Annotated in this window: 17 protein-coding genes; 13 read left to right on the top strand and 4 right to left on the bottom strand. The window is 63.6% G+C overall.

Features of this window, described 5'->3' with window-relative positions:
* The first annotated feature begins 13 nt into the window (after positions 1–13).
* The 4 genes from ACX80H_RS15340 to ACX80H_RS15325 all read left to right on the top strand — a co-directional run bounded on the left by ACX80H_RS15340 (position 14) and on the right by ACX80H_RS15325 (position 4,410).
* Positions 14–1,069: a glycosyltransferase gene (locus ACX80H_RS15340; protein ID WP_459314263.1), complete on the top strand. Its 1,056-nt coding sequence runs from the start codon at positions 14–16 to the stop codon at positions 1,067–1,069.
* Between the two features lie 289 nt (positions 1,070–1,358).
* On the top strand, positions 1,359–2,069 hold the full coding sequence (locus tag ACX80H_RS15335) for a glycosyltransferase (protein ID WP_459314262.1): 711 nt from the start codon (positions 1,359–1,361) through the stop codon (positions 2,067–2,069).
* Positions 2,066–3,190: a glycosyltransferase gene (locus tag ACX80H_RS15330; RefSeq protein WP_459314261.1), complete on the top strand. Its 1,125-nt coding sequence runs from the start codon at positions 2,066–2,068 to the stop codon at positions 3,188–3,190. The genes ACX80H_RS15335 and ACX80H_RS15330 overlap by 4 nt, the downstream gene beginning before the upstream one ends.
* The gene (locus tag ACX80H_RS15325) at positions 3,187–4,410 is read left to right on the top strand and encodes a lipopolysaccharide biosynthesis protein (RefSeq protein ID WP_459314260.1); all 1,224 of its coding nucleotides are present in this window, start codon (positions 3,187–3,189) and stop codon (positions 4,408–4,410) included. Before ACX80H_RS15330 ends, ACX80H_RS15325 begins: the two co-directional genes overlap by 4 nt.
* Before the next feature lie 40 nt (positions 4,411–4,450).
* Here ACX80H_RS15325 and ACX80H_RS15320 read toward each other — a convergent pair whose 3' ends face one another.
* The 4 genes from ACX80H_RS15320 to ACX80H_RS15305 form a co-directional block, all read right to left on the bottom strand.
* Positions 4,451–5,416 carry a glycosyltransferase family 4 protein gene (locus tag ACX80H_RS15320; RefSeq protein WP_459314259.1) on the bottom strand — a complete coding sequence of 322 codons (966 nt, stop codon included), beginning with the start codon at positions 5,414–5,416 and terminating at the stop codon, positions 4,451–4,453.
* A gap of 324 nt (positions 5,417–5,740) precedes the next feature.
* The gene (locus tag ACX80H_RS15315; RefSeq protein WP_459314258.1) at positions 5,741–6,310 is read right to left on the bottom strand and encodes an arsenate reductase/protein-tyrosine-phosphatase family protein; all 570 of its coding nucleotides are present in this window, start codon (positions 6,308–6,310) and stop codon (positions 5,741–5,743) included.
* A 3-nt stretch (positions 6,311–6,313) separates the two neighbouring features.
* The gene (locus ACX80H_RS15310; protein ID WP_459314257.1) at positions 6,314–7,627 is read right to left on the bottom strand and encodes a UDP-glucose dehydrogenase family protein; all 1,314 of its coding nucleotides are present in this window, start codon (positions 7,625–7,627) and stop codon (positions 6,314–6,316) included.
* Positions 7,628–7,730: 103 nt separating this feature from the next.
* Complete coding sequence (locus tag ACX80H_RS15305; protein ID WP_459314256.1) at positions 7,731–8,141, bottom strand: VanZ family protein; 411 nt, start codon at positions 8,139–8,141, stop codon at positions 7,731–7,733.
* 312 nt (positions 8,142–8,453) lie between these two features.
* Between ACX80H_RS15305 and ACX80H_RS15300 the strand changes: the two genes are divergently transcribed.
* From ACX80H_RS15300 to ACX80H_RS15260, 9 genes are all read left to right on the top strand, one after another.
* Positions 8,454–9,104: a 50S ribosomal protein L25/general stress protein Ctc gene (locus tag ACX80H_RS15300; protein ID WP_459314255.1), complete on the top strand. Its 651-nt coding sequence runs from the start codon at positions 8,454–8,456 to the stop codon at positions 9,102–9,104.
* A 14-nt stretch (positions 9,105–9,118) separates the two neighbouring features.
* Complete coding sequence (gene pth, locus ACX80H_RS15295; protein WP_459314254.1) at positions 9,119–9,700, top strand: aminoacyl-tRNA hydrolase; 582 nt, start codon at positions 9,119–9,121, stop codon at positions 9,698–9,700.
* Positions 9,701–9,904: 204 nt separating this feature from the next.
* Positions 9,905–12,541: a LuxR C-terminal-related transcriptional regulator gene (locus ACX80H_RS15290; protein WP_459314253.1), complete on the top strand. Its 2,637-nt coding sequence runs from the start codon at positions 9,905–9,907 to the stop codon at positions 12,539–12,541.
* Entirely contained in the window at positions 12,538–15,213 is a 2,676-nt protein-coding gene (locus ACX80H_RS15285) for a helix-turn-helix transcriptional regulator (RefSeq protein WP_459314252.1), read from the top strand. The genes ACX80H_RS15290 and ACX80H_RS15285 overlap by 4 nt, the downstream gene beginning before the upstream one ends.
* Before the next feature lie 317 nt (positions 15,214–15,530).
* On the top strand, positions 15,531–17,012 hold the full coding sequence (locus tag ACX80H_RS15280) for a sugar transferase (RefSeq protein WP_459314289.1): 1,482 nt from the start codon (positions 15,531–15,533) through the stop codon (positions 17,010–17,012).
* A 77-nt stretch (positions 17,013–17,089) separates the two neighbouring features.
* Entirely contained in the window at positions 17,090–17,536 is a 447-nt protein-coding gene (locus tag ACX80H_RS15275; RefSeq protein ID WP_459314251.1) for an FAD synthase family protein, read from the top strand.
* A 52-nt stretch (positions 17,537–17,588) separates the two neighbouring features.
* Complete coding sequence (locus ACX80H_RS15270) at positions 17,589–18,767, top strand: DUF1972 domain-containing protein (protein ID WP_459314250.1); 1,179 nt, start codon at positions 17,589–17,591, stop codon at positions 18,765–18,767.
* 238 nt (positions 18,768–19,005) lie between these two features.
* Positions 19,006–19,434 carry a hypothetical protein gene (locus ACX80H_RS15265; protein WP_459314249.1) on the top strand — a complete coding sequence of 143 codons (429 nt, stop codon included), beginning with the start codon at positions 19,006–19,008 and terminating at the stop codon, positions 19,432–19,434.
* Positions 19,431–20,681, top strand: coding sequence for a hypothetical protein (locus ACX80H_RS15260; RefSeq protein ID WP_459314248.1), 1,251 nt, complete (start codon positions 19,431–19,433; stop codon positions 20,679–20,681). Before ACX80H_RS15265 ends, ACX80H_RS15260 begins: the two co-directional genes overlap by 4 nt.
* Positions 20,682–20,747: the final 66 nt, after the last annotated feature.

Genomic DNA, 20,747 nt, shown 5'->3' with positions numbered 1-20,747 from the left:
TATGGGAGAACACGTGGGGACTGAGTACGGGCGCGTTCAGCGCAGCAGGGGCAATTCCGGGGAACTGGCAGAAGAAGTTGTCGCTGTTGTTGTGACATATGCGGATCGTGCCGAGTCATGCATACAGGCAGCAGAGAGCGCGTTTCGTAATGGAGTTAAGCGAGTCATTCTAGTGGACAACGGATCCACCGCTGCCTCGCAGGAGGCTTTGGAGCTTTACTGCAAGGACCGGCCCGAGTTGACGGCTTACTTGAGACTAAACCACAATATGGGCTCCGCTGGCGGCTTCTCGTGTGGACTTGATGCGGCTTTGGAGACCGAGCTCCCACTTATTTGGTTGCTTGACGACGACAACATTGCAATAGATGACAGCCTAAAGCAGGCGCTGGCACTGAGATCCTCAAAAACGCCCGTCGAGCGACAGCGAACGGCGATAAGTTGTTACCGCCCCATGGATGAGAAGCACGTGCTCCTCGCCGCTGGTCATTCCGTTGCCGACGCTTATCTGCCCAAAGGCACCTTCTTCGGTTTCGATTCCTTCACGCGAGTGCGTAAGCGCCTCTCCCGTAGAGTCGCCAAGCCCAGGGGTGAATCTGCACCGCAGCATCTACCGCAGGCTCCTTACGGAGGCCTCCTTCTGCCCGCCACCTTCGTGCGAGAGTTGGATCTCCCTCGACAAGAATTTGTTCTTTACTTCGACGATGTTGAATACACTCGGCGTTGGGTACATCTTGGAGGAACCATAATTTTCTGCGCAGCGGCCGTCGTGGAGGATCAAGGGCACAAATGGGCTTCCGCTGCAACGGGCCCGTATCTTTCTGGCATGATAGCCTCAGGGCAGATTAGCAAGACCTATTTTCAGTATAGAAACTGCTATATCGTGGATCGCGGGCAATGCGACAACATTAGCGAGCGTTTGCGTTTCCATGTAAATTACGGTATCTATACGCTGTATCTGCTCATGCGTTGCACGCGCAGCAAAAATATTGAATTCGCGAAAACTTACCTTAGAGCGAGCATGCATGGTCGTGTTGGGCTTGTCGGGAATGACGCTTTAGTTCTTGAATAGAATCAAGATAGGAAGGGTTCCGATGCTTTATATCGACACTCGCTGGTCAGGCCGATCCGGAATCGCTCGATTCAGCTCCGAGGTGGTTCAAAGACTGCAAGTTCCGTACGCCGCCACCAGCACGAGAGGTAACCCGGCAGGACCTTTCGACGCTTTCAGTCTGGTCCGGTTGCGCCTGGCCTCTAACGATGTCATCTATAGTCCAGGTTTCAATTGCGGTCCGTCTCGGGCAGTCCAACTCATTACGGTACATGACTTAATTCACCTTGATGATCCTAAAGAGTCGAGTGTGGCGAAACGCGCTTATTACGAACGCATCGTCAGACCGACGATTCTGAGAGCCGGCAAGGTTATGACTGTCTCGAATGTATCCAAATTCCGGTTGGAGGAATGGCTCGGCCATGACGAAGTAGAAGTGATCAACGTGGGAAACGGGTGCTCCGCTGCGTTCAAGCGGTATTCGAACGTCGATGTTGAGGCTGGCGCACCTTTCCTTTTCGTGGGTACCGCTAAACCGCACAAGAATCTTCCGGTAGTGCTCAGGGCGCTTAAGTATGGTCCTGCATTGAGGCTTCGAGTTGTTTGCAGTGACCGAGATGCTGTTAGCAATTTGGTGGCCCAGATGGGAGTGCAGGAGCAGGTCGAGGTCTTGTCCGGTTTGTCGGACGAAGAGCTAGTTCTGGAATACAACAAATGCTCCGCACTCATATTCCCGTCTTCACTTGAAGGGTTCGGATTGCCAGCTCTTGAGGCCGTCCGTTGTGGCAAGCGCGTAATATACTTCGAGGGCTGCGCGAGCGTAAGTGAAATTGTTGGAGTGGCGGGTGTCCCAGTACCCAGTGTGACTGATCCAGGACAATGGTACGAGGCGATGTGCATGGTTCGTGATATGAAGGACCGTGAGATAGGTCCAGCTGAAATAGCGCGTCTCACAGCTGACTACGACTGGGACTCGGTTTCGGCTCAGGTCGCCATGGTTATCGAGAGCGTAACAGCATGAGCGACCAGCCGCGGGTCAGAACGGCCAGAGCTCATGCAGCGCCGGCCGTGGTGTTTGTCAGTCACACCGCCGACGCAGGTGTTTTCAAGGTAGGGAGTCATCACCTTGCCCGGGAGGTTGCCGGTTTCGGATACCGAGTTCTTCACCTATCTACTCCCTGGTCGCTTATGCACCAGGTAACAAAGGCGGGGAATGGGTCCAGGCATCGCTCCGAACTGGCCCTTACCGGTCCTCGGATGGACGCAGCAGGCGTTCTACACGCGAGCCTGAGAACGTTGCTGCCCGCGCAGCTAATGACCTCTGGTGCGTCCGCAAAGCTTGTCGATTCGTTGGGATTTAGCGAGTGTAGATACATGTTCGTCGACCAACCTCTGATGGCCGGGTCGCAGCTTTTTGACCGCGCATCCACGGTCATTTATCGGCCGACTGATCTGTATCCCGGGGGACACGCCGGTCGTCGCCAGGATTGGGCGGTTCGTCACGCGCACGGTGTAGCCGCTACCTCTCAGGTTGTGTTGTCCGCGCTACCCTCAGTTCAGCGCCAGCTCCGCACAGTAGTCGAGAACGGAGTGGAGTACTCTCGGTTCCGGTACGGCGATGACGCTCCTAGTGCGCGGGATGGCGTGGCTTATGTAGGAGCACTGGACCATAGATTCGATTGGCAGACGGTCAACCTCCTTGCTCAGTGCTTTCCTGACACTCGCTTCGACATAGCTGGACCGATACCCTCACAAATACCAAGCCTTCCAACTAACGTTCGCCTGATGGGTTCCCTTCCGTACGAGGCGGTTCCCGCTTTTCTCGCTGGCCACAAGGTTGGTCTCTTACCGCTATCTCCCGCAGTCGAGAACTCCGGTCGAAGCCCGATGAAACTTTATGAGTACCTTGCCTCCGGTCTTTACGTCCTCGCCACACGTCAGGGCGACGGCAAATCGAACCGAGGAGACGGCGTGGGTCGCTTCTCCTCCCCTGACGAGGGAAGGACGCTACTTGGCGGGTTTCTCAGCGAGGAGGGCCCGAACGATGCAGGCGCCGCGGTGGCTGCGAGCGAAGACTGGGCACATAAAGCACGCATCTTGCTTGACTTTGCGGCAGAGGTTGCAGCGGCGCATAACGAATGAAGATACCCCTGAAGCGTCTGTTAGGATTCTCTGCACTCCCACTAATCAGCTCGCTCACGCCTCTACTATTACTACCTGTTGTTGCGAGGATTGGCGGGGTTGAAGGGTGGGCAAGTGTCGCTCTGGGCCAGTCCGTCGGTGCATTTGGAGCGATCGTTGTAGGTTACGGGCTTCATATCAGCGGCCCGGCCGCAATTATTGAGGCAAACAGCCTCGAGGACCAGCGCCAGGTGTACTCCGATGCTATTTCCGCTCGTCTGCTACTCCTTTCAATCGTCCTGCCGGTCTGCGCGTTTATCGCTTGGTTGCTAGGTGCGGAGTCGTACAAATTTGACTCCCTCATGATGAGCCTTGCGATGTTGATGAATGGTATATCGCCGGCTTGGTACCTGATTGGGTTGGGGCGACCTGGCAGCATAGCGAAGTACGAGACGATTCCGAAGATGGCAGCAACTCTTCTCTCTCTTATACTTTTGCTTGTAACCGGCCTCATCTGGCTTTACCCGCTCGCACTTTGTGGTGCTACTTGGCTTGGGCTACTCACGTTTCATAAAAGATACTTCGGCACTTATGCCATCAAAAAAGGCCCGAAACAATCAACCGCAAAATACTTACTTCAGAACGGCAAAATTGCGGCCACCGCCGCGATTGGATCCGCCTACGTCGCGACACCCGTTCCCGTAGGTTCATTGTCTCTGACATACAGCGGTATTAGTAGTCTTTCATCTGCTGACCGGCTATATCGCTACGGGCTTTTCACTGTCGTAGCACTAGGGAACGCGATGCAATCTTGGGTTCTTGAACAACGAAGTACCGAAGGTAGGCAAGCTAATAGCCGCATCGCCGTGATGTGCCACGGGCTGCTTGGATTAGCAGGATGCATCTTCTTGAGCTTTTTTGGCGAGCTTGCGACTGAAGTGATTTTTGGTCAACAGGTTGCGAGTGAACAGTCAATTACGCTTTGGTACGGGTTCGCTTTCTTGTTCGTCTCACTTTCAACACCGCTGATCCGCAATACCTTGATACCAGCAGGGCGCCAAAACACCGTGCTTGCTCTGACCATAGTCAGCGCACTAATTGGTCTTCCCGTTATGGTGCTAGGTTCGATGTCCTTAGGTGCGCCTGGTATTGGAATGGGTCTTGCCACAAGCGAGTTCATCATTCTAGCGGGTGCTGCGCTAAGCTCAGCCCCAAAACTATGGGGTAGCCATGGAACCTGAAATCCAGTCGCTTATGCAACATGGGCTACAGCCGTCGTAACTAATTTCGTTCCGTGAAAAGGGAGGCGTTAAGAATTGCTCTCTCGAAGGCAAGGCCAGCATCTGTGGGAGTATAGGCTGATATCCTGGCATGGCCTGCGTCTGCGAGTGATGCACACAACTCAGGTTCTTCAAGAAGCCGAATGATGTTCTCCCTAAGAGGCGAGCCCTGGCCACTCGGAGAAAGAAGGCTGACGCCCTCGGCAAAAGACTCCACTCCGCCATTGCGTGTACTTACGAGCGCAGCGCCACTCAACATTGCTTCTGCTGCCGGAAGCCCCCATCCCTCTTGATCGCTGGCGCACAGGAATACCCGGGCCGATTGATATATGTGGCGCAATTGATCGGGAGTCGGATTTCTTGTGTAACGTACATAGTCTGGTAACGCGTCTGGTCTTTGTATGACGCCGAAGACGTGAGCTTCTGCTCCCGGGACAGCAGCCCTGACTTCGTTCAGAACCTGCGCAACCAAGTCCGACCTTTTCCATTTGTGATCAGAGACCATCGCCGTTATGCGAAGTGGACGTTTGCGTACAGGTGGTCCCTTTGGGAAATCATCAGGGTCTATTGCATTTGGGATAAGGATGGAGGGGTGGCCAAGTTGGGAAAGCTTCTCCGCTAGCCAAGGGGCGATGACGATTTTTGTCATTGGTAATCTCAACGTATTATCCACATACTGGCTACCTTTCGACCAATCCTCGTAGTGTTGCACCAGATAAGCAGCTGCATTAGCTTTCACCGCAAATGCGGCTGTTTGCGCCGCGGTTGCAATAAGCACGTCCCGGCCGCGGACCATCCTCGGCCGTGCAACAAATTCGTTATGTACAGTTATTCGCGGGTCGAGGAGCATCCAGGGTGGGCGCGCGTTAGTGACGATCTCATATATTCTTCGAAGATGCCTAATTGCACGCCCAATGTCTAGGCGTAGGTTATCTTCTGGGAAGCGCCAGGCGTGGAGAATCTCCACGTCATGCTCCCTAGAGGCTAGAAAGTTTGCGTAAGTGTATGCAACCTTGTATCCGCCGATTGGATTCGGAGCGTACCCGGGTAGGAGGAAGGTAATGCGCTGCTTGTGCGAAGCAGGTTCCACATCGAGCCCTATCGATCGTTGGGAACACCAAAAGCGGTTTTCCGCTGGTGAAGTTGCTGCCTGTTCAATTGGAGCGGTGTCGGCAAGTTCCGGCCTGCTGCAGTTTTCGGTGTATCGGTGTTACCCGTCGCAGAATCGAAGCAAGCAGAGCATTGAGGCTGATGCATACTCCTTTTTGATACAGGTTGGCATGCTCTGGCCTCAAGTAGCCGTCACTAAAGCATCAATGGCCGGCGCGAGTTTCTCAGCCATAAGCTTGTATGCCTCCGCGGCTTTTCGGTATGGATCCGCAACATCGTCATCCTGTGGGCCCGCACTATTTGCTGTGCGGGCTCGAAGTGCCTTCGGGATTGAGGCACGCCAGTAATCGGCCCCTCTAAGAGACGTGTCCATATTCGTCATCGGCAGCAACCGCGCTAGCTCCATCAAAGTGAAGGTACTCCGGAGCATCCTTGGCGACATTTCGACGATGAGACTCCGGTGTTCGCGAGTGAGTGCAAGAACCAGATCTTGTCCCTCAAGAACTTGGGGAGTGAGTTGCCGGGCAAAGAAATTATCTGCTTGGCCGCCAAACAGGCTTATCAGGCGAGCTACCTGTGGCTCGATCGGATTTCCGACCAAGGCTCCCGTGCCAGCGCTCTCCACGATAAATTGACCAGGAAAGCGCGTATCCAGCCCCACCTGCAGCAGGCGCTCGGCCATCGGGGACCTGCAGATGTTGCCGGTGCAGACAGTGAGGATGCGGAAGGGCTGCGCGCCGGGTTCACTCATTGTCTATGGCCTGCCGATTCCCTTGTAGTTCCAGCCGGCCGCGCGCCACACGGAGGGATTCATGACGTTGCGGCCATCGAGGATGTTCCTGGTGCGCACGAGGGAATTGACCTGCTCCGGCAGGAGGTCCCGGTATTCCTGCCATTCGGTCAGGAGGAGAAGTGCATCGGCCTTTTCCATGGCGCGGTGCATGTCCTCTTCGTACGTGAGCTCGGGGAAGCGGTTCCGGGCACCGTCGATGGCCTCCGGGTCGGTCACCGTCACGTCGGCGCCCTGCAGCTGCAGTTGAGCGGCGATGCTGAGTGCGGGGGAGTCGCGGACGTCATCGCTGTTGGGCTTGAACGCAGCCCCCAGGACGGTGATGCGCTTGCCGAGGAGGGAACCTCCGACGAGGAGCCGGGTCAGCTCGACCACGCGGATGCGGCGCCGGACGTTGATGTCGTCCACCTCGCGCAGGAAGGTCAGTGCCTGGTCCGCACCGAGCTCGCCGGCACGGGCCATGAAGGCGCGGATGTCCTTCGGCAGGCAGCCGCCGCCGAAGCCGATGCCCGCATTGAGGAACTTGCGCCCGATGCGCTCATCGAGGCCGATCGCGTCGGCGAGCACCGTCACGTCCGCACCCGTCACCTCGCAGACCTCCGCCATGGCGTTGATGAAGGAGATCTTCGTGGCCAGGAAGGAGTTCGCTGCAGCCTTCACGAGCTCGGCCGTGGCGTAGTCGGCGACGAGGCGTCGGGTGCCTAGGGAGAGAGGCGTGCTGTACACCTCATCGAGGGCGGCAGTGGCTCGACCGCCGGCCTCGCCCTCCGGTACTCCGTAGACGAAGCGGTCCGGAGACAGCGTGTCCTTCACGGCGAAGCCCTCGCGGAGGAATTCGGGATTCCAGGCCAGGACGGCGTTCGGGTGCTCCTCGGCCAGTTCGTCCGCCAGGCGAGCAGCAGTACCGACCGGCACCGTCGACTTGCCGACGATGACGTTGCCCGGTTCGAGCGAATCCAGCAGTGACCGGAAGGCGCTGTCGACATAGCGCATGTCCGCGGCGTACTCGCCCTTGCGCTGGGGAGTGCCGACGCACAGGAAGTGCACTTCCGCTCCCTTGGCATCGGCCATATTGGAACTGAATTTCAGGCGACCTGTGGCCAGCACGTCATCGAGGAGTTCGGGCAGCCCCGGTTCGAAGAATGGTGCACGGCCGGCCTGCAGGTCATCGATCTTCCGTGGATCGACATCAATACCCACCACGTCATGGCCCAACTTCGCCATGCACGTTGCGTGTACTGCCCCCAGGTAGCCGCAACCGATCACGGAAATACGCATATGTGTTTGTCCTCAAAAGAAGTTCCCCAGTCCAGCCGATTCTAGTCGCGCCGGAGGGATCAGAGGGGCAGGTGGGACCCGTGTGGTGTTAACAGACTGTGAATTACCGGGCGCGGGGGCGTTCCCGCAGCTGCAGGTGCGCCCACCCGAGGGCTGCGCCGGCCAGCGCGCCGAGAGTGTTGGCGAGAACGTCGTACGGCGTGGCGAAGCGCTGCGGAAGCAGGACAAGCTGCGTGACCTCGATGAGGGCGGAGAGGGCACATCCCGCAGTGACGCCCCACCACCGCCAGCGATGCGGCGCGAGGATGAACCAGAACAGGCCGAACGGAACGAACATCAGGACGTTGGATGTGAACTCCACGACGTTGTACGTGATGAACGAGGGAAAGCCATGCCGGTACAGGAACTCCAGCCCGCGCCGCAGGATGCCGGCTGCGTCGGCGTCCACCGGCGTCGGCCACAGGACGATGAATGCGACGGCGACCAGCCAGGCGGCGCACAAGCCCGCGGTCACGGTCTTGTACCGGCGGGAGGGTAGCGGCGCAGTGCTCAGGGGAAGATCCTTCGAGGAACGGGTGGGTCGCCCCCATTATTGCCGACCCCGCCGGCTGGACGGTCGGTGGCGCGGGATCCTGTACGATTGAACGCGATGCCTAGGCGAGGGAGCGGGCCGGACTGCAGGAATTCCGGCCGTACTCCGTGATCGACGGTGGCTAGCGACTTCCCTGGTTTCTAGACGACTGCTCCCACGTGCGTGTTCCCTCCGCCCCGGCAACGTCCCAGTGCTCACGCAGACAGCGCCGAGCCGCAACGTCCAGGAGAAACCATGTCCGAGCAGAAGCTCGCAGCACACGTCCGCACCGAGTTCGGCAAGGGCTCGGCCCGCCAGGCCCGCCGCGCCAACATGATCCCCGCCGTCGTCTACGGCCACGGTGCAGACCCCATCCACGTCCTGCTGCCCGCTAAGGCGACCACGCTGGCAGTCCGTACCCCCAACGCCCTGCTCACGCTGGACATCGAGGGCGAGAACCACCTTGCCCTCGTCAAGGACATCCAGCGCAACCCCCTCAAGCAGATCGTCGAGCACCTCGACCTCCTCACCGTTCGCCGCGGCGAGAAGGTCCAGGTCGACGTCGCCATCCACGTCGAGGGCGAGCCCGCCGTGGACGTCGTCGCCAACCTCGAGGCCAACACGGTCCTCGTCGAGGCCGACGCCACCGCTCTTCCCGAGACCCTCACGGTCAGCATCGAAGGCCGCGAGGTCGGACAGCACGTCCACGCCTCGGACATCGTGCTTCCCGCCGGCGTCCTCCTCCTCGTGGATGCGGACACCCTGATCGTCAACCTCGCCGGCGAGACCGAGCAGGACCTCGGCGAGACTCCCGAGTCCGACGCCGACACCGAAGGCACCTCCGAAGGCGCGACGGCAGCCGACGCTGACGCCGACGCCGTCATCACCGACGCCGACGAGCAGTAAGCAGGCTCCGCACGGTGTCTGACACCTGGCTAGTAGCCGGGCTCGGGAATCCCGGGCCCGGCTACAGCGGCAACCGCCACAACGTGGGCCAGATGGTACTGGACCTCCTCGCCGACCGCCTCCGCGGCCGGTTCACGTCGTCGAAGGCCCAGGCCGTGACGCTCGAGGGACGGCTCGGCATCGGAGGGCCCCGGGTGGTCCTGGCCAAGCCGCTCACCTACATGAACACGACGGGTGGCCCCGTCTCGACGCTCGCCCGTTTCCACGACGTGGCGCCCGACCACGTCATCGCAGTCCACGACGAGATCGACATCCCCTTCAACACCCTCAAGCTCAAGCTCGGCGGGGGAGAAGGCGGCCACAACGGGCTGCGGGACATCAGCAAGGCCCTCGGCACCAAGGACTACTACCGCGTGCGGGTAGGCGTCGGACGTCCTCCCGGCCGCCAGGATCCTGCCGACTTCGTGCTGAAGGACTTCGGCACGGTCGAGAAGAAGGAACTCCCGTTCCTGCTCGACGACGCGGCCGACGCCGTGGAACAGCTCATCACCGAGGGACTCGTAGCGGCCCAGCAGCGCTTCCACGCTTCGAAGTAGCACACCGGCTGCGTAAACCCTGTGCTGATACTGCGCCCCTCCCGAACGGAACCACCGGCCAGCGGGAGTCCCGGGCTGTAAAGTGGGGCCTCAGAGGACAAGTGCTGTGGGGCGGAACTTCATGCTGAGCTGGAAACGTGGGCCCGGTCCCGAGCCGGGGGTGTCGGTTGTGCAACCGGCCAGGACCATGCTCGGACGTGCCCTGTGACGGTTGTCGACGGACGCTGGCCCTTCGCCGGTCGCGACACGGATGTCACTTCCATCAGGGCTGTCCTCGCCGAGGAGTCCGGCCGCGGCGTGGTGCTCGTGGGACCGTCCGGCATCGGGAAGACGATGATCGCCCAGCACGTTGTCGGCGGGCTGTCGCGGCACTTCGACCACATCTACCTCCGGGGATCGGCAGCCCACGCCACCACTCCGTACGGCGCCCTGAACGTGCTGCTGGCGGAGCTCGACGAGGACACAGCCCGCAGCCCGCTCCTGGTCCTGGGTGCGCTTCAGCGGATGTTCGAGGGCAACTCCGCCAAGCGTCGAACCCTCATGCACATCGACGGCGTCGAGGAGATCGACGAACTCTCCGCCACGGTGATCGCCTACCTGGCCCGCGTCGGCGCGGTCCGCCTGCTCGTGACCTGCGAGGACCTCCTGCGCGCTCCGGGCGAGTTCTTCGATCTGTGGAAGGACAGCGTCGTCGAGCGGTTCGACATCCAGCCGCTGACCCTCGACGAGGCGACCGAACTGCTCACCACGGCGCTCGACGCGCCCATCTCCCGCTCCGCCGCCCAGGAGCTGTGGGCGTCCAGCGGGGGAAACCCGAAGTACCTGCAGATGGCGACCAAGACCTCCGTGGCCTCCGGCCACCTGTTCCCGTGCGACGGTGTATGGGTCTCCCGCGACGTTCCCCGCCCCGACTCGGGCCGTTCCGTGGCGGACTGGAGCGCTGCGGAACTGGCCGCCCTGCCGGCAGAGGATCGCTCGGTCGTCGAGGTTCTCGCCGTGGCGGGGCGTGTGCCCCTGGTCGTCCTGCTGAAGGCTGTTTCCTCGACGTCCCTCGATGCCCTGCAGGGGGACGGCGTGGTCACGCTCGATCAGGAGGGTGTCCCCCTGGTGAGGCTCACGTACGAGGTGTTCGCACACGTGGTGCGCGCACAGATGCTCTCCGCCGGCGGCCGGGCGGCGCTGGCGATGGTCAGCACGCTCCGCGGCCACCCTGCGATGCCCGTGCAGGGGAGGATCGCCCTCGCCGTATGGGCGCTCGAGCAGGGCGGGTCCTTCGACACAGCGGAACTCGCGGCCCTTGCACGCCTGGCGAACGACCACCGGATCGACGGCGCCGCCGAACGTCTCCTCGATGCCATACCGGGTACGGAGACCGGAGGCAGGGTCCTGATCGAGCGCACTCGGCAACTCTGCACCGACGGCCGCGTGGCCGATGCCCTCGGAACGGTCGAGGAACTCCTCGGGCAGGAGCCGGAGGATGTCCCGCTGGAGGACTGGGTGGACGCGCGGCTTCTTGCCGCACGGATGAGGGCCCGCACGCACGGCCGGGAACAGGACGCCGAGGGATTGCTCGACGACGTCGTCGCGCGCCTCCAGCGCGAGCCGGCATCCGAGGCCACCGCCGACCTGTTGGGTAAGGCGGAGGTGCTCCGCATGGAGCTGCACGTCTTCGAGGGAGAGCTCGACCGTGTGTACGAGCGCGCCCCCGCCGTGCTCGCCTCGAACGCGGGCAATGCGCGCTGGAGCATCAGGATCCGGAGTCTCCAGAGCGTCGCCCAGGCGACGATGGGGGCCCAGGAGCAGGCAGTCGCCGGCGTCAGGAACGTCGACGCGCGCCTGGCGAACGCCCCCACCGGCCCCTTCGACCGGGAGGCGGCCTCGGTCCACCTGTGCGAGGTGCTCCTGATCGCGGGCTACTGGTCGGAGAGTCTCGACCGGGCGGGGATTTCCGGGGACACGACGACGGCGCACCTGTTCGGCGGATCACTGTCCGAGTTCGCCGAGGGCGTGCTGCTCGCGTACCTGGGCAGGAGCGGGGCGGCCCTCGAGAAGCTGGTTCCCGCCATCAGCCAGTTGAGGATCCGGGACCGGCACGGCTTCCTGCCACTTGCCGAAGCCGCCGCGGCCTACGCCCAGGTCCTCGAGGACGCGCCCGACGCCGCGGAGGACCACCTTCGCGGCATCGATCTGACCGGACAGCGCTACTCCTGGCACCTGCGGCAGGCGGTGCAGTACTTCCGCCTGCTGACCGAAGCCTGGCTGGATCCGTCGGCCGTCGTTGCCGCCGAGTTCCTGGAGCGGGCAGTCGACCTCGGCAGCCGTGGGTACCGGGGCATCGAGCTCTTCTTCCTCAGTCAGGCCGTTCAACTCGGGCAGCACGAAGCGGCGGACCTGCTCGCAGCCACGGCCGCCGCGTCCGAAGGTCCGTTCGCGCGGCTCGGCGAGGACTTCGCCAAGGGGTTGGCCTCCCGCGACCCCGCCGCGCTGAAGGAGGCTGCCCGGCGCGCGCTCGACAGCGGGAACCACAACCTCGCGGGAGACATCGCAGCCCTCAGCATCGAACACCTCGTCGAGACGGACGACCCGATGATCCGGGTGCATGCCGAGCAGATCCTGCGCAAGACCTCCACCCCGGCCCGTCGCCATGTGCGGCGGAAACTGCTCAGCGAGCGCGAGCGAGCCATTGCACGCATGGTGGCACAGGGCGTACCGAACAAGGAGATCGCGCAGAAGGAGCACATCTCGCCGCGGACAGTGGAGGGGCACGTGCACCAGGTCATGTCCAAGCTCGGTCTGTCGAGCCGCAAGCAGCTCTCGCTCATCTTCGGGCAGCAGCAATGACCGGCCCGGGATCCGCCGTGGACCTCGTCGGCCGCGCAGCACTCGTCAGGGAAATCGTCACCGCTCTCGGCGACACGGGCGGCTTCGGCGCCATGATCGTCGGCGGGGCCGGAGTGGGAAAGACGGCTGTGGCACGATCGGTCGTGGAGCACCTGCGCTGGACGGCGCCGGTGCTCCGCGTGACCGGCGGCGCTTCGCTGCGCAGGATACCGTTCGGCGCCCTGGCACCCTACCTCCACACGCTCTCCGGTGCCGAAGCGGCATCGCCGGTCGCGATCCTTCGCGCCATGATGGGGCACCTGACCGCGGGAGGGACGGGCCGTCCGCAGCATCCGGCCCTGCTGGTGATCGATGACGCGCACGAACTCGACGACAGTTCGAGCGCCCTCCTGGCCCAGCTGGTCAGTGCGCGTCGAGCCAAGGTGCTCCTGATGATCCGGCACACCCTGACGGCGCCCGCCGAGTTCCGCAGTCTGGGCGCCGACGGCCTCCTGGTGCGCTTCGACCTCGAGCCACTGGATACGGATGCTGTCACAACCCTCTGCTCCCAGGTGCTCGGCGGACCCGTCCTGACCGGCACCACGCACGCGCTCGCGCTGGCGACGGGCGGAAATCCGATGTTCCTCCGGACGTTGCTGGAACAGAGCCTGGCGGGGAAGGGTTACCTCGTCCGGCGCAACGGCGTCTGGCGGCTGGCCGATGAACAGCCGAAGGTACACCTCCGGCTCGGCGACCTCATCCGCTCGCAGCTCCGGCTGCGCAGCGGCGCCGACCTCGAGGCACTGGAAGTCGTCTCCCTCGCAGAACCGATCGCTCTCGACGCCGTCGCGCAGGTCGTGGATGCCGACGCGCTGCAACGGTTGAGGGACGATCGCCTGATCGCCGTCGGACCGGGGCCGGAGGCTCCCGTCTCCCTCGAGCACCCTCTCTACGGTGAGGTCCTCCGTCGCCAGGTACCAGCAGCCCGCAGCATCATGATCCGCCGGAGGGTGCTCGCCGTTCTCGACCCCGGGTCGCAGTCCCTCGAGGGATTCCTGCGGACAGTCTCCTGGGGACTCGACTGCGGTGTTCCTCCCGATGACGAGTCCCTCCTGAAGGCGGCCGTCGTTGCCAACAGGCTCCGGCACCACGACCTCGCTCTCCGGGCTGCCTGTGCGGTGTCCGCTCCGGGGCTTCGCGAGCGCGCCCTCCTCGAGGTGGCCCGCGCGGAGGGCGGTCAGGGCAAGCTCGCCTATGCGCAGGAACTCGTGGACGAGGCGATGCGGCGCTGTACCGACCTGCGCCTCGCGAAGGACGCCACGCTGTTGTCCCTCGAACTCAAGCTGAAGTCCCGGGCCTCGGACCAGGGCCTGCGCGATGTCGTCGCCCGCTGGAGATCGCTCATCAACCGCCTGCGGGAGGACTCCCCGGTGACGGCGGAAGGCGTCGCGCAGTCCCAGCTCGGCTGCCGGATCCTCGAATGCCACCTCCGCGTCCACGAGGGGCGCTTCGACGGCGCCGAGGAAGAACTGCGCGCCATCCTCGCCGATCCCCAGGGCACTCCCGAGACGCGGGCAGGAGCAATGATCGTGCTCGCCGAACTGCTCGGCAGCACGGGGCGCTCCGTGGAGGGCTGCACCTACTCGGGCATGGCGCTGGACATCATCGAAGCCGAGGGCCCTGCCCTGCTGGGCTACCGTGGGTTCGCCGTGGCGAGACACCTCATCACGCTGTCCCAGAGCGGGCGTGGGGCGGATGCCAAGGCCGTGATCCAGGCGCACACGGGAGCCAATCCGTTCAGCATCGTCTACTTCGCGGGGCTGGGCGACGTCGCCGACGGCATCAACGCGCTCCGGGCTGCCCGGAACATCGAAGCACGGGACAGGTTCCTGCTCGCACTGGAGGCCCTCAGGGATTCCGACGTCACGCAGGTGATGACCCTCCTGCTGGGGCTGGGGGCATACGCCTGCGCGCTTGCCGGCGACTCCACCCGCGCATCCGCCCTCGTGGAGGAGTTCGAGCGGGTGCCGGAAGGAGGTTCGCGCACGATGCGCCTGGGCGGGCGCATCTTCGCCACCGCGGCCGCGGCACTGCTGGGCGACGTTCCCGGAGCCCGCGCCGACCTGCTCACTCTTGCCGCGACGGCCGAGAAGGACCAGATGAAGGAGCTGGCGGTCACGGCACTTCGGCTGTCCCTCCTGCTCGGCGACATGGATGCCATTGCCCCCCTCATCAAGGTCCTGCAGGGATTCGAGGGGCCTGGAGGGAAGGACCTGCTGGATTTCGCAGTGGCGGCCGAGGCGAAGGACGCCGAGGCGATGGCCCGCGCCGCCACCGTCGCGGGTGAGCACGGAAACGTGGCCTTCGAATTCGTCGGCCTGTCCCTCGTCCTGCAGCTCGTGGGGGAGCAGGGCTCGACCCGCCATGCCCGTGCGATCCAGCGCCGGCTGGTGACGCTGGGGGAGCAGCGGGAGGGGCCGATCTCGCTTCCGCTCGCATCGACATCTCCCGCAATGACCACGTCCCGCCTCACCCCGACGGAGCGCACGATCGTCGCGCTCGTGAACGAGGGTTACTCGAACCGCGAGATCGCGGACGCCAAGAGCGTCTCGGTCCGAACGGTGGAAGGCCACCTCTACCGGATCTTCGCGAAGCTCGGTGTCAACCGCCGAGAGGACCTGCGGGAGCTCTGATCGGCCCGCAGCACGTAGTCCGAGTGCCCCTGCGTAATGCCTGCGCGTAGTCCAAGTGCCTGTACGTACTGCCTACGCGTGGTACGCAGGTAGTTCTGGTCCAAGCCCGCCGGATCGGTCGCGTAGATCTTACTCGTGTGCAGCTGAAACCCCCTCCCTAGGATTTTCGCAAGAGCTTTGAAGGCAAAGCTGGGGAAATTTCCGAAGAATCGGGTCTCACATATGTGTTGTCCATTGTGCAGAATTCGCCGCCTATTCCAGGTAAAGCCGCTCCAGGGAATGGTCATCGCTTTCCAGGGGGGCACATCGTGACGCAGATGCACAGCGCGTTCGGCGGCATCACTGCTGTCCCGGGGATCGCCGCGGCCCAGCAGCCGGCCGCGATGTCCGGCACGGCCTGGCGCCGCCGCTACCAGGTCTCGCTACTGGCCTCGGACTCCGTGCTCATCGTGGGGGTCCTGCTGCTGGCGGTGAACGTCCTGACACTCGACGCCGGTGTCGAGACGCTCACGGATGTCCTCGGACTCGGCGGCACGGTGGCGGTCGGCTGGCTGACGATGATGGTGCTTTTCCGAACCCGTGACGCCCGCCTGGTCGGCACCGGCGCCGGCGAGTACAAGAAGGTCATCCGCGCGAGCAGTGCCACCTTCGCGGCGGCGGCGGTCGCCGTCGTCCTCCTGGACCTCGAGCACTTCCAGGGCCTGCTCGTCCTCGCGCTGCCGTCCGGCACCCTCCTCCTGCTGTCCAGCCGATGGCTGTGGCGCCAGTGGCTGGTGCACCAGAGCAGGCTCGGGCATTACCTCTCGAAGGTCGTGGTCGTCGGACGGCCCACGGACGTCCGTTATGTGGCCGCCCAGCTGGCGAAGAACTCGGGCGCCGCCTACACCGTGGTCGGAGCCGTCTACGAGGGCAGGACCAACCCGGCCGCCCTGCGGACGGGAGACCGGGTCGTCCCCGTGGTCAGCGGGCTCCGCAAGATCGAGGACTTCGTGGCGCTTACGGGAGCGGACGCCGTCATCGTCGCCGGGCACCTCCGCAAGGGCAGTTCCTACATTCGGGAGCTCGGGTGGCGCCTCGAGGGGTCCTCGACCGAACTGGTCCTCGCGTCGGCTCTGACCAACGTCGCCGGTCCACGCATCACCATGCGGCCGGTCGAGGGACTGCCCCTCATGCACGTCGAACTGCCGCACTTCACCGGGGGTCGCCACGTCCTGAAGAGGGCCATGGACATCGTTCTCTCGGCCACCGCACTGGTGATCCTGGCCCCGCTGTTCCTCGTCCTGTCGATCGTCATCCGGCTCGATACACCGGGCCCGGCGTTCTTCGTCCAGGAGCGGGCCGGAAAGGACTCGGCCGTTTTCCGGATGCTCAAGTTCCGGTCCATGGTCACCACGGCCGAGGACGAGCTGGAGCTCCTGAAGGAGCAGAACGAGGGCAGTGGTGTGCTGTTCAAGATGCGGGACGACCCTCGGGTCACCCGGATCGGACGCATCATCCGGAAGTACTCGCTCGACGAGCTGCCCCAGTTCTGGAACGTCCTGCGCGGTGACATGTCCCTCGTGGGGCCGCGGCCCCCGCTCGTCAGCGAAGTCTCCGGCTATGAGGAGCACACATACCGCCGCCTCCTGATCAAACCCGGACTCACGGGCCTGTGGCAGGTCAGTGGGCGATCGGACCTCGACTGGGAGGAGAGCGTCCGGCTCGACCTCTACTACGTCGAGAACTGGTCGGTGGCCGGGGACCTGATCATCATGTGGCGCACCTTCAAGGTGATGCTCAAGCCTGTCGGTGCGTACTGATGCGCACCTCTCCGACAACGAACGACGCCCCTCGGTTGGCAGCTCCTTCTGCGGCCGGCGGCAGCCAAGGAGGCTCCATGGGAATCCGGATCGGTTACGCAGCCGGCGCGTTCGACCTCTTCCACGTAGGGCACCTCAACCTGCTCCGGCATGCCAAGAGCGAGTGCGACTTCCTCATCGCGGGTGTCGTGTCCGATGAACTGCTCGAGAAGAACAAGGGCAAGCGTCCGGTCATCCCCCTGATCGAACGGCTCGAGATCGTGCAGAGCGTGCAGTTCGTCGACCGTGCCGTGGCCGAGACCGCCCCGACGAAGCTCGACATGTGGAAGCAACTCGGCTTCAACGTCTTCTTCAAGGGCGACGACTGGAAGGGCACTCCCCAGGGGCTCGCCCTCGAGGAGACCTTCGCCCGGGTAGGCGTCGAGGTCGTCTACTTCCCGTACACCGTCCACACCTCGAGTACGTTCCTGCGGCGCACCCTGGAGCTCCTCAACGCTCCGGTGGCCCGCGAATCCACACCCTGAACTACACCGCCACCTGACCCGAAGTGCTTGCACAGACCGACTGGAGTCCATCATGTATCTGCTGTCGTCTCACCAGAAGCCCCTCCGCATCGCGCTTGTCGGAACCCGGGGGGTGCCGGCCCGCTACGGGGGGTTCGAGACCTGCGTCGAGGAGGTCGGGCAGCGTCTTGCCGCGCGCGGCCACGAGGTGGTCGTGTACTGCCGGACGACGGAGGACACGAACCACGCTGAGACGGAGTACAAGGGCATGACGCTCGTCTACCTGCCCGCACTCAAGAAGAGGTCGCTCGAGACGCTCAGCCACACCGGGCTCTCGGCTGGGCACCTGTTCTTCAAGCGCGCCGACGCTGCAATCGTCTTCAACTCGGCGAACTCCCCCTGGCTGCCCGTCCTGCGCGCGGCAGGCATACCGGTCGCCACCCACGTGGACGGCCTCGAGTGGAAGCGCGCCAAGTGGGGGACGCTGGGCAAGAGGTACTACCGCGTCGCCGAGTCGCTCGCGGTTCGCTGGTCCGACGCCCTGATCTCGGATGCCGCCGGCATCCAGGACTACTACCGCCAGGAGTTCGGCGTCGAGAGCACCTACCTGGCCTACGGGGCCCCGATCCTCGAGAGCGGAGCGTCGGACCGCCTCACGGAGCTGGACCTCACCCCGGGGGAATACCACCTCGTGGTCGCCCGATTCGAACCCGAGAACCACGTCCACGTCATCGTCGACGGGTATGTCCGCAGCAAGGCCCAGCTGCCGCTGATCGTCGTCGGCTCCGCCCCCTACTCGGACGACTACACGCAACTCGTCACCTCGCTGGGCGACGAGCGGGTCCGCTTCGTCGGTGGCGTGTGGGACCAGGAGCTGCTCGACCAGCTGTACGCCAACGCGCGCGTCTACTGGCACGGCCATTCGGTCGGCGGCACCAACCCCTCACTCCTGCGGGCGATGGGTGCCGGCGCGGCGACCAATGCCTTCGACGTGAACTTCAACCGCGAGGTCCTGGGTGCCAACGGCGAGTACTTCGCCGATGCCGCGGCCATCCCCGCGCTCGTGCACGCCGCGGAAGCCTCGGCCTCGGACACGACGCTCCGCGGCAAGAAGTCCCAGACGGACGCCCTGGCCTACGACTGGGACCGGGTAGCGGAGGGTTACGAGCAGCTCTGTTTCGACCTCGTGGGCCGCCGCGGGGCGCGGGGCCGGCGCTCCGGCGCGTTCCCTCTCTCCCACACCGTTTCCTGACACCGGACGATCGGTCTTTCCAGCCCCGATACGTGAAATCGCAATGGTTCGGACAGGGATTCCGAAGAGATTCAGGTAGTTGCTACTCGTGTTTTCCCGTTCTACGAATTCTAGGCTTTCCGCAGTCTGCTTGTCCGACTGGGATGCATTGAAAGATTGGTCTCACATGAATAACCGGTATATCGCTTGCGGCCGGCCCGTGACAATGTCCCGTGGTGTCGGGAGAGTATTCATCGTCATGGCACTCACCGCCTTGCTGTCCGGATGTAGCAGCGATCCGGAGGCCGGCGAAGCGCTGTCGGGAGACGCCGGTCCTGAGGCGTCAGCCTCGGCGAGCCCTGTGGACCCGAAGCCCACGCCGGACCCCGCCGAGTCCGGAGGGCCGGCAGGTGGACCGGCATTCGAACCGGCTTCGACCGGTGCACCTGAAGTAAGCCGCGACGGTGAGGCAGCGCGGCGCGAGCTGACCGTTGCTCCCGTCAGTTTCGCGGAAGAGGCGACATGGAGTGACGGGCTGCGAGCAAGTACCCGGGGTTTCTCGCGGGGGACCATTACGGCGACTGGCATCTACGCCTTCCAGGTCGGTCCTGATATCAGCGAGGGTACGTTCTATCTCGACGTGGACGGCGATCATGTGATCGCCACGTCCAGCGGCTTATTCCCATGAGGGTAAGCATCGGGCGACTCCTGCCGGCCGGGCTCGCAGCAGCCGCTCCCTGCACCCAGGCCCTCGGCAGCATGCTGCTCATCCTGGTTGCGAGCAGGACCATGGACCTTGCCGACGTCGGTCTCTTCAGCCTTCTGTACGGCTTCTTCGTCCTCGGCTCCGGCCTGGTCAGCGGTTTCGTAGGAGACAGTGTCACCGTTCTGGACCGATCCGCCCGAGATATCCGGGCAGCGCTTCAGGCCTGGTTCCTTCTTCTTGCAGGCTCGAGTTCCGTGCTCATCGCGGCGGTAAGCCATGTCATCGGTCTCACCGGTCCGGCACAGTCGCTGATTCTTGGTCTGGCGACCTTCGCCTTCGTCAGCGAGGAGATCGTGCGGCGCCTGCTGATGATCGACCTGAAGTTCGGGAGGGTCACCCTGGTCGATCTGGCGATGATCCTCGGAACAGGACTGGTTCTTCTGGCTGCCGCCGGGAACGGCCTGCGCCTGATTGATTTCATCGTCTCGGTCCTGATCGGGCAGGCATGCGGAGCCGTGACGGGGGTCCTCCTGCTCCCTCGGTCGGCGCGGTACCTCGTCCCGATGGGAAGACCGGCACTTCGTGAGGTAGCCGGATTCGGCCTCTGGCGGGCGGCCCAGCAGGGTTTGAGGCCCGCATTGCTGGCGGGTATCCGCTTCGTCGTCATACTGTTCGTCGGCCTTGCTGCCGCGGGCGAACTGGAGATCGCCAGGGTATATGCCGCACCGGCCCTCCTGCTCGTCGGGGGCTTCTCATCGTTCCTGTTCTCCTCCTACGCACGGGATCCGTCCAGGCCGCTGCGCGAACTCGTCCGCCGTGCGGACCGGGCCGTGATCGCCCTCGCCGCAATCACCATCCTCGGTTCGGTTGTCGCACTTCTCCTGCTGCCGGTGGCCGGGCCGATGCTCACCGGGCGGGCGCCGGATCCGACGGCCGTGGCCGGCTGGTTGTGCCTGTCCCTCGGCATCAGCGCAAGTATCCCCTACGGATCGCTTGCAGCCGTCCGGGGGAGGGCTGCGTCCGTCTTCGGCGTTCGACTGTGCGAGAGCGTCCTGTCACTGGCCCTCGCCACCGTGGCCGTCGCACTGTCGGACTCCTTCGTCCTCGCCCCGCTGTGCGCTGCGGTCGGCTCCCTGACCGGTGCCGCCTTCCTCCGTTTGTTCATCCTTGCACCCTCCCGAGCAGTATCGCGCCAGCGCATCCTCCACACCGCAGAGAAGGCGATCTGAGACGCATGTCCTTGCCCAGAGCACTCCACACAACGTCGTCCCGTCCCTGGCCCGTGTCCCGCGTGC

Source organism: Arthrobacter pasteuri, from assembly GCF_054510955.1.
The sequence above is the reverse complement of the archived record's forward strand: the minus strand, read 5'-3'. Positions and strand labels throughout refer to the sequence as shown.

Excerpts from the sequence above, each read along its gene's own strand:
- ACX80H_RS15265 (WP_459314249.1), top strand. The coding sequence starts at position 19,006 with ATGGCACTCACCGCCTTGCTGTCCGGATGTAGCAGCGATCCGGAGGCC.
- ACX80H_RS15300 (WP_459314255.1), top strand. The coding sequence starts at position 8,454 with ATGTCCGAGCAGAAGCTCGCAGCACACGTCCGCACCGAGTTCGGCAAG.
- ACX80H_RS15285 (WP_459314252.1), top strand. The coding sequence starts at position 12,538 with ATGACCGGCCCGGGATCCGCCGTGGACCTCGTCGGCCGCGCAGCACTC.
- ACX80H_RS15280 (WP_459314289.1), top strand. The coding sequence starts at position 15,531 with ATGCACAGCGCGTTCGGCGGCATCACTGCTGTCCCGGGGATCGCCGCG.
- ACX80H_RS15310 (WP_459314257.1), bottom strand. The coding sequence starts at position 7,627 with ATGCGTATTTCCGTGATCGGTTGCGGCTACCTGGGGGCAGTACACGCA.
- ACX80H_RS15275 (WP_459314251.1), top strand. The coding sequence starts at position 17,090 with ATGGGAATCCGGATCGGTTACGCAGCCGGCGCGTTCGACCTCTTCCAC.
- ACX80H_RS15330 (WP_459314261.1), top strand. The coding sequence starts at position 2,066 with ATGAGCGACCAGCCGCGGGTCAGAACGGCCAGAGCTCATGCAGCGCCG.
- ACX80H_RS15260 (WP_459314248.1), top strand. The coding sequence starts at position 19,431 with ATGAGGGTAAGCATCGGGCGACTCCTGCCGGCCGGGCTCGCAGCAGCC.
- ACX80H_RS15315 (WP_459314258.1), bottom strand. The coding sequence starts at position 6,310 with ATGAGTGAACCCGGCGCGCAGCCCTTCCGCATCCTCACTGTCTGCACC.
- ACX80H_RS15270 (WP_459314250.1), top strand. The coding sequence starts at position 17,589 with ATGTATCTGCTGTCGTCTCACCAGAAGCCCCTCCGCATCGCGCTTGTC.
- ACX80H_RS15325 (WP_459314260.1), top strand. The coding sequence starts at position 3,187 with ATGAAGATACCCCTGAAGCGTCTGTTAGGATTCTCTGCACTCCCACTA.